General features: G+C 67.6%; 12 protein-coding genes and 1 tRNA gene. 9 read left to right on the top strand and 4 right to left on the bottom strand.

Annotated features, from left to right (window positions below; genetic code table 11):
• Window positions 1-126: 126 nt before the first annotated feature.
• The 8 genes from hfq to RMO12_RS14830 are packed head-to-tail and all read left to right on the top strand — an operon-like array spanning window position 127 to window position 7218.
• Window positions 127-372: an RNA chaperone Hfq gene (gene hfq / locus RMO12_RS14865; RefSeq protein ID WP_309626987.1), complete on the top strand. Its 246-nt coding sequence runs from the start codon at window positions 127-129 to the stop codon at window positions 370-372.
• Between the two features lie 43 nt (window positions 373-415).
• On the top strand, window positions 416-1642 hold the full coding sequence (gene hflX / locus RMO12_RS14860) for a GTPase HflX (RefSeq protein ID WP_309639869.1): 1227 nt from the start codon (window positions 416-418) through the stop codon (window positions 1640-1642).
• Between the two features lie 8 nt (window positions 1643-1650).
• Window positions 1651-2946, top strand: a complete 1296-nt coding sequence (gene hflK, locus RMO12_RS14855; protein WP_309626984.1) for an FtsH protease activity modulator HflK — start codon at window positions 1651-1653, stop codon at window positions 2944-2946.
• A gap of 21 nt (window positions 2947-2967) precedes the next feature.
• Window positions 2968-3873, top strand: coding sequence for a protease modulator HflC (hflC, locus tag RMO12_RS14850; protein ID WP_309639868.1), 906 nt, complete (start codon window positions 2968-2970; stop codon window positions 3871-3873).
• Window positions 3874-3880: 7 nt separating this feature from the next.
• Window positions 3881-4081, top strand: coding sequence for a DUF2065 domain-containing protein (locus RMO12_RS14845; protein ID WP_405029690.1), 201 nt, complete (start codon window positions 3881-3883; stop codon window positions 4079-4081).
• Window positions 4082-4140: 59 nt separating this feature from the next.
• Window positions 4141-5304, top strand: a complete 1164-nt coding sequence (locus RMO12_RS14840; RefSeq protein ID WP_309626982.1) for an ATP phosphoribosyltransferase regulatory subunit — start codon at window positions 4141-4143, stop codon at window positions 5302-5304.
• A gap of 38 nt (window positions 5305-5342) precedes the next feature.
• Window positions 5343-6686 (top strand): adenylosuccinate synthase, encoded by a 1344-nt coding sequence (locus RMO12_RS14835; RefSeq protein ID WP_309639867.1) that lies wholly within the window; start codon window positions 5343-5345, stop codon window positions 6684-6686.
• A 10-nt stretch (window positions 6687-6696) separates the two neighbouring features.
• Window positions 6697-7218 carry a phosphoribosyltransferase family protein gene (locus tag RMO12_RS14830; RefSeq protein WP_309626980.1) on the top strand — a complete coding sequence of 174 codons (522 nt, stop codon included), beginning with the start codon at window positions 6697-6699 and terminating at the stop codon, window positions 7216-7218.
• Between the two features lie 100 nt (window positions 7219-7318).
• On the opposite strand, the gene RMO12_RS14825 is transcribed toward RMO12_RS14830, so the two are convergent.
• Window positions 7319-7403: transfer RNA gene (locus tag RMO12_RS14825), tRNA-Leu, on the bottom strand.
• Window positions 7404-7477: 74 nt separating this feature from the next.
• Here RMO12_RS14825 and rnr point away from each other — a divergent pair.
• The gene (gene rnr, locus RMO12_RS14820; RefSeq protein ID WP_309626979.1) at window positions 7478-9748 is read left to right on the top strand and encodes a ribonuclease R; all 2271 of its coding nucleotides are present in this window, start codon (window positions 7478-7480) and stop codon (window positions 9746-9748) included.
• A gap of 14 nt (window positions 9749-9762) precedes the next feature.
• Here rnr and RMO12_RS14815 read toward each other — a convergent pair whose 3' ends face one another.
• From RMO12_RS14815 to RMO12_RS14805, 3 genes are all read right to left on the bottom strand, one after another.
• On the bottom strand, window positions 9763-11301 hold the full coding sequence (locus RMO12_RS14815) for an NAD(P)H-hydrate dehydratase (protein WP_309639866.1): 1539 nt from the start codon (window positions 11299-11301) through the stop codon (window positions 9763-9765).
• Between the two features lie 4 nt (window positions 11302-11305).
• Complete coding sequence (locus RMO12_RS14810; RefSeq protein ID WP_309639865.1) at window positions 11306-12679, bottom strand: FAD-dependent oxidoreductase; 1374 nt, start codon at window positions 12677-12679, stop codon at window positions 11306-11308.
• Window positions 12676-13122 (bottom strand): amidase family protein (locus RMO12_RS14805; protein ID WP_309639864.1); only part of this gene is annotated, 447 nt, incomplete at its 5' end. The genes RMO12_RS14805 and RMO12_RS14810, both read right to left, overlap by 4 nt.

Here is a 13122-nt window from a genome sequence, read left to right as displayed (position 1 = left end):
ACCCCGCTGCGCATTGAAATGAAATCGTCGCGCAACCCGTTCGCCAAGAACGACTCCTGAGTCGATCGCCTTGCGGTGCCTGTGATAAGGTGCCAGCTCGATCGGTTTTCAACACGGAGCAATATCGTGAGCACCAAAGGGCAACTGCTACAAGACCCGTTCCTGAACCTCCTGCGCAAGGAGCATGTTCCGGTTTCGATCTACCTCGTCAACGGCATCAAGTTACAAGGGCATATCGAGTCTTTCGACCAATATGTCGTCCTGCTGCGCAACACCGTGACCCAGATGGTTTACAAGCATGCGATCTCCACCGTCGTGCCGGGTCGTGCGGTGAGTTTCCAGGCCAGCGAAGCGCCGGAGTCGGCAAGCTGAAGCACTTGAACGGCTTGCTTCGTCGTACCGGCTGCGACCGGCCTTGAGCGCCTTTGTGGTCGCCACGGAGGCCCGCGCGGTGCTGGTCGGCGTTGACGTCGGCGGCGACGCTCGTTTCGACCCCACCCTCGACGAACTGGCGCTGCTGGCCGAGTCGGCCGGCGACACACCCGTTGCTCGCCTGACGGCGCGTCGCAAAGCGCCCGACGCGGCGCTGTTCGTGGGCACGGGCAAGGCCGATGAGCTCAAGGCGCTGGTTCAGCAGAACAACGGCCACTGCGTCATCTTCGACCAGTCGCTATCGCCCACGCAACAGCGCAATCTCGAACGCCATCTCGGCGTGGAGGTGCTCGACCGCACCGGGCTGATCCTCGAAATTTTCGCGGCGCGCGCACAAAGCCACGAAGGCAAGCTGCAGGTCGAACTCGCCCAGCTCCAGTACTTAAGCAATCGTCTGGTGCGGCGCTGGACCCACTTGGAGCGCCAGCGTGGCGGCGTAGGGCTTCGAGGCGGCCCGGGTGAGCGGCAGATCGAACTCGACCGCCGCATGATCGGCGAGCGCATCAAGTCGCTCAAGACACGGCTCGAGAAGGTCAAGCGCCAGCGCAGCACGCAGCGGCGTTCGCGCGAGCGCGCTGGCACGTTTCGCATCTCGCTCATCGGCTACACCAACGCGGGCAAGTCCACGCTGTTCAATGCATTGGTAAAAGCACGCAGTTTCACGGCCGACCAGCTGTTCGCGACGCTCGACACCACCACGCGCCAGCTCTATCTCGAAGACGCCCAGCGCTCGGTGAGCCTGTCCGACACGGTCGGCTTCATCCGCGATCTGCCACACACTCTGGTCAAGGCTTTTGCGGCCACTTTGCAGGAAGCTGCCGAGGCCGACTTGCTGCTGCACGTGGTCGACGCGGCCAGCCCGGTGTTGGCCGAGCAGCGCCTCGAAGTCGAGCGCGTTCTAGCCGAGATCGGCGCCGCCGACATCCCGCAGATCCTCGTCTTCAACAAACTCGACCAACTCGACGAGGCGCAGCGTCCCCGGGTCTTGGTCGACGCCCTTGAAATCGACGGCGGTCCGCGCATGCCGCGCGTCTTTGTCAGTGCGCGCCACGGCACCGGCCTGCCCGAACTGCGCGGGCTGCTGGTCGCGGCGGTACTCGCCAGCGCGTCAGCCGATGCCAGCGCCGTGGTGGCCGATGCGGCACTGGCCGGGGCCGCCTGGAGCGATGGCTTGCAGCCCGACGAACGACCCGACTCCGATCCGTTGTGACGACACGCATGAACACCACCTCCCACGATGACGCATCCCGCCGGGCCGCGCCAATGGTCCGCCTGGCCACTGCGCTGGCTTCACTGATTGCCGGCGTTACGCGGCGTGGCGCCTGGCGCGCACGCGGCGGCGCCGTGCTCGCCACTGGCGGGCGCAACGACGGCCCGCCCGATCTGGATGAACTCTGGCGTGATTTCAATCGTCGCTTGAGCGGCTTGTTTGGTGGTCGCGGTAGCGGTGGGGCGTCCAGCGGCGGCGATCGACCACCTGACATGCGGGGTGCCAGCGTTGGCGCGAGCCTGATCGTGGGCGTGGTAGCGCTCATCTGGCTGGCCAGTGGCTTTTTTATCGTGCAGGAAGGGCAGCAGGGCGTGGTGCTTTCGTTCGGCCGCTTCAGCCACACCGTGGAGGCCGGGTTTCAGTGGCGCGGTCCCTACCCGTTCCAGTCGCACGACATCGTCAACGTGACGCAGCTGCGCTCGGCGGAGATCGGGCGCAACGCGACAGTGCAGGCCACCGGTCTGCGCGACTCGTCGATGCTCACGCAGGACGAGAACATCGTCGACATCCGCTTCACCGTGCAATACCGCTTGAAGGACGCCACGGAGTATCTGTTTCAGAACCGCAACCCCGACGAAGCCGTGGTGCTGGCAGCCGAGTCCGCGGTGCGCGAGATCGTCGGGGGCAGCAACATGGACTTGGTGCTCTACGAGCAGCGCGATGCGATCGCGACCGATCTGATCAAGTCGATCCAGACCCAGCTGGACCGCTTGAAGACCGGCATCCTCGTCTCCAACGTCAACGTGCAAAGCGTCGCGCCACCCGAGCAGGTGCAGGCTGCGTTCGACGATGCGGTGAAGGCGGGCGCCGACCGTACGCGTTTCAAGAACGAAGGCCAGGCCTACGCCAACGACGTGATTCCCAAGGCGCAGGGCGCATCGTCGCGATTGCGCGAGGAAGCCGAAGGCTATCGCGCGCGCGTGGTCGCGCAGGCCGAGGGTGATGCCTCTCGTTTCCGTCAGGTGCTCACCGAGTACCAGAAGGCGCCCAGCGTGACGCGCGACCGGCTCTACGTGGACACCATGCGCGAGGTCTATTCCAGCGTTAGCAAGGTGATGATCGAGACGCGCAACAGCTCGAACTTGCTGTACCTGCCGTTGGACAAACTCATCCAGGCGGCCGGCGGCAGTGCTGCTGCGGCCGTGCCCGCGCCCGCCGTGCCCAACGAGAGCACCAGCACGCTGCCAGCCACCGACGTGCGCTCGCGCGACAACCAGCGCACGCGCGAGCGCGAAGGTCGCTAAGCGACTACGGAGAACACCAACATGAATCGTATCGGCATGACGGTTGCAGGCATCTTGCTGCTGCTGATGATCGCCTCGTCCACGCTGTTCGTCGTGACACAGACTCAGTTCGCGGTGCTCTATGCACTGGGCGAGATTAAGGAAGTGTTCTCGCAGCCGGGCCTCAAATTCAAGCTCCCGCCGCCGTTCCAGAACGTGGTCTTCCTCGACCGCCGCATCCAGAGCCTGGACAGCCCCGAGACAAGGCCGGTGTTCACGGCCGAGAAGACCAGTCTGGTGATCGACTGGCTGGTCAAGTGGCGCATCCGCGACCCACGGCAATTCATTCGCAACAACGGCGTCGACGTTCGCAATGCGGAAGCGCGGCTCGCTCCGATCGTGCAGGCCGCGCTCAACGAAGAAGTCACCAAACTCACCGTGCGGCAGGTGCTGTCGACCGAGCGCGACACCGTGATGCAGGGCGTGATCCGTCGTCTGGCCGACGATGCCAAGAGTTTCGGCATTGACATCGTCGACGTGCGCATCAAGCGCGTCGACTTCTCATCCAACATCACCGAGGCGGTGTATCGGCGCATGGAGTCCGAGCGCAAGCGCGTGGCCAACGAGACGCGCTCCACCGGTCAGGCCGAGGGCGAGAAGATTCGCGCCGACGCCGACAAGCAGCGCGAGATCATCGTCGCCGAGGCCTACCGCGAGGCGGAGAAGGTCAAGGGCGAGGGCGATGCCAAGGCGTCGGCCCTGTATGCCGACGCATTCGGACGTGACCCGTCGTTCGCGCTTTTCTATCGCAGTCTGAACGCCTACCGTGCCAGCTTTCGCAACAGGAGCGACGTGATGGTGCTGGATCCCGACAGCGAGTTTTTCCGCGCCATGCGCGGCGCGGCCGCCCCGTCGGTCGCGCCGCCGGCTGCGAGTCACCGCCGATAAGTCCCGCTTGCCGCGCGACATGTGGGACACGCTGTTCAGCGCGCTCGCATTGGTACTTGTGTTCGAGGGCCTGTTGCCGTTCCTGAGCCCACAGCGCTGGCGAGCGCTGTTCGAGCAGGCCACGCGGTTGAGCAATGGTCAGCTGCGTTTTCTTGGTCTCTCGAGCATGCTGGTCGGGTTGCTCTTGCTGGCCCTGATGGCGCGCTGAGCGGCCTCGGGCGGCCGCGGGCCGCCGATACAATGCGTTTTTAACCCCTGGCCTTTTTCATGACGTCTGCTTGGCTGCTGCCCGAGCACATCGCCGACGTGCTGCCCCACGATGCCCGGCGCATCGAGGAACTGCGGCGCAGCGTACTCGACAGTGCGCGTGGCTACGGCTACGAGTTGGTGATGCCGCCGCTGCTCGAGTACCTCGAGTCACTGCTGTCGGGCACTGGTCATGAACTCGATCTGCGCACCTTCAAGCTGGTCGACCAGCTCAGCGGCCGCACGCTCGGCCTGCGTGCCGACACGACGCCCCAGGTGGCGCGCATTGACGCGCACCTGCTCAACCGCGTCGGCGTCACGCGGCTTTGCTACTGCGGCCCGGTGGCGCACACCCGGCCGCAAAGCCTGCAGGCCAGCCGTGAGCCGCTGCAGTTCGGGGCTGAAATCTACGGCCATGCGGGGCTCGAAGCCGACCTTGAAGTGCAGGACCTCGCGCTCGATTGCCTGCGCGTCGCGGGTGTCGGCGGACTGGTGCTTGATCTGGCCGATGCGCGCATCGTGCGGGGCTTGCTTGACGGCGTTGCTTGCGACGCCGCGCGGCTGAGCGCCGTGTATGGCGCGCTGGCGGCCAAGGACGGGGCTGCCCTGCAGGGCCTGAGCGTGGACTTTGGTGACGAGGCGCGGCGCGGATTGCTCGCCCTGATTTCGCTCTACGGTGATGCCGAGGTGCTGGCCGCGGCGGCCGCAACCTTGCCCAGTCGGCCGGTGATCGTCGCGGCACTCGACGACCTACGGCGCCTTGCCGAGCATGCGTCGATCGCGCACCCCGGGGTGCGTGTCGGTTTCGACCTGGCCGACCTGAGCGGATACGCCTACTACAGCGGCGCGCGCTTCGCGGTCTACGCGAATGCTTCGACCGACGCACTGCTGCGCGGCGGTCGCTACGACGAGGTCGGCGCGGTGTTCGGTCGCAACCGCCCGGCGGTGGGCTTCAGCGCCGACCTGAAGGAATGGGTGCAGCGCGCGCGGCCGGGCGGCCGACGCACGGCTGTTCGGGCACCGTGGGGCGAGGATGCGAGCCTGCGCGCGGCCGTGCGGGCGCTGCGCGCGCAGGGTGAAACGGTGCTGTGCGTGCTGCCGGGTCATGAGCACGAGGCGCAGGAGTTTGACTGCGACCGCGAAATCATCAGCACGAACGGGCAGTGGAGCGTGCGCGCGCTGTGAGCGTGGCGTGCGCCTGAATATTCAGACAAGGCAAGACGATGCAAGCAAGGAGAGCGGGCGAGGCCGGCGGACGCAACGTGGTCGTGGTTGGCACCCAGTGGGGCGACGAAGGCAAGGGCAAGGTGGTCGATTGGTTGACCGACCACGCGGCCGCAGTGGTGCGCTTCCAGGGCGGACACAACGCTGGCCACACGCTGGTGATCAAGGGCAAGAAGACCGCGCTTCAGCTGATCCCTTCGGGCGTGATGCGCGAGGGCGTGGCCTGCTATATCGGCAATGGGGTGGTGGTCGACCCGACGCACCTGCTGCTCGAGATCGAGCGCCTGGAGGCGGCCGGCGTGGAGGTGCGCTCGCGCCTCTTCATCAGCGAGTCCTGCCCTTTGATTCTGCCTTTCCACGTGGAGCTCGACAAGGCGCGCGAGGCGCTGCGCGAGAGTTCGGGCGTCGGCAAGATCGGCACCACCGGCAAGGGGATCGGTCCGGCCTACGAAGACAAGGTTGCGCGCCGCGCCCTGCGCGTGCAGGATCTCAAGCACCCTGAGCGCTTCGCCAGCAAGTTGCGTGAACTGCTGGAACTGCACAACTTTGTCCTGACGGGTTACCTGCACGCCGAGCCGCTCGAGTTCCAGCCGCTGTTCGACGCTGCGATGAAGGTGGCCGACCAGCTCCGCCCGATGCTGGCCGATGTCGGCGTTCGCATCCACGCCGCCAACATGGCCGGCGGCAACGTGCTGTTCGAAGGTGCGCAAGGCACGTTGCTCGACATCGACCACGGCACCTACCCTTACGTGACATCGAGCAACTGCGTGGCCGGCAATGCCGCGGCCGGCTCGGGCGTCGGACCCGACAAGCTGCACTACATCCTGGGCATCACCAAGGCCTACACCACGCGCGTGGGCTCGGGGCCGTTTCCCACCGAGCTGCCGATGCACGAGCCGGGCACGGTGGGCCACCACCTGTCGACCGTGGGTCAGGAGCGTGGCACGGTCACCGGGCGAGCGCGCCGATGCGGCTGGCTCGATGCAGCCGCGATGAAGCGCTCGGTGCTCATCAACGGCCTGTCGGGCCTGTGCATTACCAAGCTCGACGTGCTCGACGGCCTGCCCGAGATCAAGATGGGCGTCGGCTACGAACGCGACGGTGAGCGGCTCGACATCCTGCCGCTCGACGCAGACGAGATCGCGGCCTGTAAGCCGGTTTACGAGCGTTTCGCCGGCTGGAGCGAAACGACCGCGGGGGTGACACGCTGGGACGAGTTGCCGCTCAACGCAAGGCGCTACCTCGAGCGCGTCCAGGGCTTCATTGGTACGCCGATCGACATGGTGTCCACCGGACCCGACCGCGAGCACACCATCCTGCTGCGCCATCCCTACCAGAATTGAGCGCCCGCCCATGCTGACCGACGACGGCAAACACCTCTACGTCTCCTGGGACGAGTACCACCTGCTGATCGAGCGGCTGGCGCTCAAGGTCCACAACTCGGGCTGGGCGTTCGACCAGATCCTGTGCCTGGCGCGCGGCGGCATGCGCCCGGGCGACGTGCTCTCGCGCGTGTTCGACAAGCCGCTGGCGATCATGTCGACCAGCTCCTACCGCGCCGAGCCCGGCACCTTGCAAGTGCGGCTCGACATGGCGCAGTACGTGACCTTGCCCAAGGGCGAATTGGCGGGGCGGGTGCTGTTGATCGACGACCTGGCGGACTCGGGCGTGACCCTGAAGGCGGTGGTCGACCGGCTGCGCAGCCTGCCATCGATTCGCGAGCTGAAATCGGCAGTGATTTGGGTCAAGGGCGTGTCGGGCTACATGCCCGACTACCATGTGGAGTCGCTGCCCACGAGCCCCTGGATCCACCAACCGTTCGAGGAATACGATGTCCTGCGGCCCGAAGGGTTGAAGAAAAAGTTCGCGCTTTGATGCACGTCGAGACGACGCACGAGCGCCGCGTCAACAGCGCTATCAAACGAGCGCAAACACAAACGCAAAAGGCCAGCACCGAAGTACTGGCCTTTCATGTTGGTGCCCAGGAAGGGACTCGAACCCCCACGGTGTTACCCGCTAGTACCTGAAACTAGTGCGTCTACCAATTCCGCCACCTGGGCTAGGTACGAAAGCCGGAGAGTTTAGCATCAAGACCGATAAAGAAACGATCAACGCACCGCTCGGCGCCGCTCTGATGAGCGAAGTCGACGGCATCGTGCAAGGCCACCGCGACGGGCACGGTTTCGTGCAACGCAGCGACGGCGAATCCGACATTTACCTCGCGCCGCAGGAGATGCGCACGGTGCTGCACCGGGACCGCGTGCGGGTGCGCGTGATCCGCTACGACCGAAAGGGCCGCCCGGAAGGCCGCGTGCTCGAGATCCTGGAACGTAAGAAGGCGCCGATCATTGGCCGCCTGCTGCACGAAAGCGGCATCTGGCTGGTGGCGCCGGAAGACAAGCGCTACGGCCAGGACATCATGATCCCGAAGAACGGCATCGCGAGCGCCGTCGTCGGGCAGGTGGTGGCGGTGGAGTTGACCGAGCCGCCATCGATGCATTCGCAGCCGCTCGGCCGCGTGACCGAGGTGCTCGGCGAGATCGACGACCCAGGCATGGAGATCGAGATCGCGGTGCGCAAATACGAAGTGCCGCATCGCTTCTCCGCCGAGACGCTGGCGCAGACCTCCAAGCTGCCCGAGAAGGTGCGCCCCGTCGACAAGAAGAACCGCATCGACCTGACCGACGTTGCGCTCGTCACCATCGACGGCGAGGACGCGCGCGACTTCGACGACGCCGTCTATTGCGAGCCCGCGAAGATCGGCCGCGTCAAGCAAGCCAACGGCTGGCGGCTCATTGTCGCGATCGCCGATGTGAGCCACTACGTCAAGCCGGGCGAGGCGCTCGACGACGACGCCTACGAACGCGCTACCAGCGTGTACTTTCCGCGCCGCGTGATCCCCATGCTGCCGGAGAAGCTCTCCAATGGCTTGTGTTCGCTCAACCCGAACGAAGACCGCCTGGCGATGGTGTGCGACATGCTGGTCGACGCGGCCGGCGAGATTCACGCGTACCAGTTCTTTCCCGCGGTGATCAACTCGCAGGCGCGCTTCACCTACACCGAAGTCGCCGCGATTCTTGCCAACACGCGCGGCCCGGAAGCGCACCGGCGCGAAACGCTGGTGCCGCACCTGCTGCACCTGCACGAGGTCTACCGGGCGCTCCTCAGGGCACGCGCAACGCGCGGCGCGGTCGACTTCGAAACCACCGAAACGCAGATCGTCTGCGACGAGAACGGCCGCATCGAGAAGATCGTGCCGCGCACCCGCAACGATGCGCACCGGCTGATCGAGGAGTCGATGCTGGCGGCCAACGTCTGCTCGGCCGATTTCATCCAGGGCCATAAACACCCTTCGCTCTACCGCGTCCATGAAGGGCCGACGCCCGAGAAGAAGACGGTGCTGCAGACCTACCTGCGCGCGCTGGGCCTGGGGCTCTCGATCAGCGACGACCCCAAGCCGGCCGAGTTTCAGGCGGTCGCGGCAGCGACCAAAGACCGGCCCGACGCGATGCAGATCCACTCCATGCTGCTGCGCTCCATGCAGCAGGCGATCTACACGCCCCTGAACAGTGGCCATTTCGGCCTGGCTTACCCGGCCTACACGCACTTCACCAGCCCGATTCGTCGCTACCCCGACTTGCTCGTCCACCGCGTGATCAAGGCGCTGCTCGGGCAGAAAAAGTACCACCTGCAGGTGACCGAGCTGGCCACGTCGGCGGTGCACACGCGCAAGCCGCCCAAGGGCGCTGCGGCCAAGGCGGCAGCACAGGCGCAGCTCAATGCGCCGCCGAAGGCACAGACCGCCGAGGCCATGGCCTGGGAGGGCGCGGGAGCGCACTGCAGCGCCAACGAGCGGCGCGCCGACGAAGCCTCGCGCGATGTCGAGGCCTGGCTCAAGTGCAAGTTCATGCGCGAGCACCTGGGCGAAGAGTACGGCGGCGCCGTGAGCGCGGTGACCAGCTTCGGACTGTTCGTCACGCTCGACGATCTGTATGTCGAAGGGCTGGTGCACATCACCGAACTCGGCGGCGAGTATTTCCGCTTTGACGAAGCGCGCCAGGATCTGCGCGGCGAGCGCACTGGCGTGCGCTACGTCGTCGGCAGCCGCGTGCGCGTGCAGGTCAGCCGTGTCGACCTCGACGGCCGCAAGATCGACTTCCGGCTCGTCACCGAGTCCGGCCTCGCGCCGCGCAGCACGCGCGACAAGGCGAGTTCGGCGATCGACGAGCTCAACGCGGTGAAGGAGGCCGATCGCGGACAAAAGCTGGCGACCAAGAAGGCGGCCAACAAGGTGGCGGCGGGCGCCCGCATGACGCCCAAGGCGCCAGCGACCGATGCGCTGGACGCTGCCGCGCGCAACCAGGTCGTGCGCGGCGAACGCAAGAGCAAACGAACGCGGCGCTGAATGGACCGGGATCTTCAGGATGCGCGAAGGCGGCGCAATTCGTCGATCAGCGCGCTGGCGGGCAGCGCTCCTGGGTGACGTTGGCCGGCCTGCCAGTCGTCGGCCGCGGCGCCGTGGCTGTGCGCGCCGAGCCGCGCCGCGTCAATCGTCGCGAGACCCTGCGACCACAGGCCGGCGATCCAGCCCGCCAGGACGTCGCCGGTGCCGGCGCTCGCCAGGGCGGCGTTGCCGCTGGCGTTGATCCAGGGCTTTTCGCCCGGTGCTGCGATGACTGTTCCCGAGCCCTTGAGCACCACGACAGCATGGCAGAGCGCTGCCAGTTCGCGCGCGGCCCCCAGCCGATCGGACTGGACTGCCGCCGTGCCGCAGCCGAGCAGGCGCGCGGCTTCGAGCGGATGGGGCGTCAGGATGCCGGGCCGCCCGCGCGCGGCGCGCAGCGTCCACTGCCGCAGCAGGCTCGCATCGGCGGCCACGGCATTGAGTGCGTCGGCATCGAGCAGCAACCGTCCCGCGCGTGCCATCAGCAGCGGCAACCAGGAACGCACGGCGTCGCCGCCGCCGCAACCGCACACGACGGTGCCGTCTTCCAGCGCTGTACTGCGGGCGTGCAGCGATGCGGCGTTGCGCAGCATCAGCTCGGGCCGCGCCGAGTCGAGTGCGGCCAGGCCCGAGTCGAGCACGACAAGGTGTACGCGGCCAGCGCCCGCGGTCGAGGCGGCGCGTGCGCAAAGCACCGCGGCACCGGCCATGCCGGGTGCGCCGCCCACGGCCCACACGTCGCCGAAGCTGCCCTTGTGCTCGGCATGTCGGCGGCTCGGCCACAGCGCGTTCGTGTCACTCGACAAGCATGCGGTGGCGGATGCACCGTCGTCACTGACACCGAGACCGTCGAACCAGATCGCGCCGGCATGGTCGCGCCCTTCGGCGGTGAACAGGCCGGGCTTGAGCGTGAGCACGCCGAGCGTCCAGCGGGCGTGGACGGCCGCGGCGCTGGCGAACACAGTGCCATGGTCGGCGTGCAGGCCGCTCGGCAGATCGATCGCCAGCACCGGCACTAGCGATCGGTTGAGTGCGGTGATCGCCTGCAGGGCCCACGCCTGTGGCGCGCGTTTGAGGCCGAGCCCGAACAGGGCGTCGATGGCCAGGTCGCTGCTCCCCAGGGACGGCGGTGCAAGCGTCGCTTGAATCGTTGCGCCAGCCGCGCACGCTCTCGCCAGCGAGGCGGCCGCGTCTGAGGGCAGGGGGGTGTCGGCCTGCAGGCTCACGCTCACCTGCTTGCCGGCGCGCTGCAGGCAGGCTGCCGCTTCGAGGCCATCGCCGCCGTTGTTGCCCGGACCAGCAATGACCCAGATGCGTTGCGCATGCGGCGCCAGCGCCAGCGCCAGCCGGGCGACCGCATCACCGGCACGCGCCATCAGCGTGTGCGGCTCCAGGCCGCGCGCAGCAGCGTGCTCGAGTGCGCGCGAGGCGAGTGCGTCATGCAGCGGCCAGGGCGTCGTCGCGGCGACCGCACCCGCCCCGGTGACTGGCGTCGGCGCAGCCCTGCCCGCCATCGCTTTAGCCGCGCGCATAACGACTCGGCGCCAGCGGGGCCGGGTCAAGGGCCGGCGTGCGCCCGCCGATCTGGTCGGCCAGCAGCCGTGCGCTGCCGCATGCCAGCGCCCAGCCGCTGCCGCCATGACCGAGGTTGAGCCAGATGCCCGCGCGAGGACTGGGGCCGACGAGCGGCGGGCCGTCGGGCAACATGGGCCGCGCGCCTTTCCACAGTTGCGGACGCGCCGTGTGCGCGCCGCCGGGGAACCAGTCGTTGAGCACGGCGTAGAGCCGCTTGATCGCAGCATCTCGCTGGTGCTGTGCCGACCCGCCCAGCTCCGCGCCGCCGGCCACGCGCACGCGTTGACCGAGTCGACCGATGGCGACCTGGTGGCGCTGATCGACCAGCGCAGCGCGCGGTCCGCGGTCGGGCGAGCGCAGTGGCGCGGTCATGGAGTAACCGTACACCGGCATCAGCGGCACCCTCAGGCCGCTCGCCTCCAGCAGGCCGACCGAGTCGGCGCCCGCAGCAATGACGATCGCGTCGAAGCGTTCGCTCGAGACCGGTGCAAGGTAGCGCGCCGCAGCGCGGGTGCGGTGTGCCATCACGTCGGCACGTGCCGCACCGGCAGGCACGGCGGCAGCGCGGCTGGCGACGAAGCCGGTCGTCAAGGCCATCTGCTCGAGGTGCAGCACGATGCCGCACGCGCCATCGCCGACTTGGATGGAGCGCACCACGGTGCAAAAGCGGAATTCGGCACCGCTGCGCTCAGTCGCCTCACGCAGCAAGTGTGCGAACTGGCGGCAGTTGCCGATGCCTTCTTGCGGCAGGTGGATGCCGGCGGCGATCGGCTGATCGCGATTCAGCCCCGGCTCGATCGCGTGGCAGCCCGCGGCGTCGAGCTGCTGCACACCGGTACCCAGTTCGCGCAGCACGGCGAGGCCGGGCTGCGCCTGGGCAACTTCGCGATCGCCGCGCAACAGCAGCAGCACGCCCTGCGCGCGCTCGAACTCGAATCCGTGGCGTGTGCTGAGCTGCTCGAGCCTTTCGCGGCTGTACTGACCCAGCCGCAGCAGTTCGGCGCGATGGTGCCGATCGACCGCCGCATCGCAAGCGCCCCACCATCGTTGCAGCCAGCGCCACTGTGCCGGGTCGAGCGAGAGCCGCGCGCGCAGCGGGCCGCCACCACCGAGCAGGCCGCGCAGCAGGCTCATGCGCATGCCGCTGGCGGCCCATGGTCCGACCAGACCGGGCGCCATCACGCCGGCGTTGGCAAAACTGGCCTCCGCAGCCACGCTGCTGTGGCGCTCCAGCACGACCACTTCATGGCCGTCGGCGGCAAGTTCGTAGGCTGTGGTGACGCCGACGATGCCGGCCCCGATGACCGCGATCCTCATGCGCTGGCCCGCCGCGCTGCCGCGAGCACCACCTCGACCGCTATCGCGGTGTCGAGCAGCGCGTCGTCGTGCAGGCCGCGGCTCCAGAGCCTGAGCCCGACCGGCGCCGAACCCGTCGCGTGACAGGGCAGACCGATTGCGCAGCCGTCGAGCAGATTGACGACCGCGGAGTTGCGCAGCAGCAGCGCGTTGACGCGAAAGAACGCTGCGTCGTTCGCTTCGAGCGCAGCAATCGGCGGTGCGAGCAGTTGCACGGTCGGCGACAGCACGGCGTCGAAGCCGGCGAGCGCCGCGTGCATGCGCGCCGTCCAGGCGGCGCGTTCGCGCAAAAAGTCCAGGTAATCGGCCCCGCTCAGGGCGGCACCGCGCTTAATGCGCAGCGCCAAGCGGGGGTCGTAGTCGGCCTCGTGGTCCGCGAGGCGGCGGCGATGCCAGGCCCAGCT

Source organism: Methylibium sp., assembly GCF_031393925.1.
In the GTDB taxonomy this organism is placed as follows: Bacteria; Pseudomonadota; Gammaproteobacteria; order Burkholderiales; family Burkholderiaceae_C; genus Methylibium.
This window is presented reverse-complemented; position numbering and strand designations above follow the sequence as displayed.

Bases quoted from the DNA above. Each gene is read 5' to 3' on its own strand.
- hflK (WP_309626984.1), top strand. From the start codon at position 1,651: ATGAACACCACCTCCCACGATGACGCATCCCGCCGGGCCGCGCCAATG.
- hflC (WP_309639868.1), top strand. From the start codon at position 2,968: ATGAATCGTATCGGCATGACGGTTGCAGGCATCTTGCTGCTGCTGATG.
- RMO12_RS14835 (WP_309639867.1), top strand. From the start codon at position 5,343: ATGCAAGCAAGGAGAGCGGGCGAGGCCGGCGGACGCAACGTGGTCGTG.
- rnr (WP_309626979.1), top strand. From the start codon at position 7,478: ATGAGCGAAGTCGACGGCATCGTGCAAGGCCACCGCGACGGGCACGGT.
- RMO12_RS14810 (WP_309639865.1), bottom strand. From the start codon at position 12,679: ATGAGGATCGCGGTCATCGGGGCCGGCATCGTCGGCGTCACCACAGCC.
- RMO12_RS14815 (WP_309639866.1), bottom strand. From the start codon at position 11,301: ATGGCGGGCAGGGCTGCGCCGACGCCAGTCACCGGGGCGGGTGCGGTC.
- RMO12_RS14830 (WP_309626980.1), top strand. From the start codon at position 6,697: ATGCTGACCGACGACGGCAAACACCTCTACGTCTCCTGGGACGAGTAC.
- RMO12_RS14840 (WP_309626982.1), top strand. From the start codon at position 4,141: ATGACGTCTGCTTGGCTGCTGCCCGAGCACATCGCCGACGTGCTGCCC.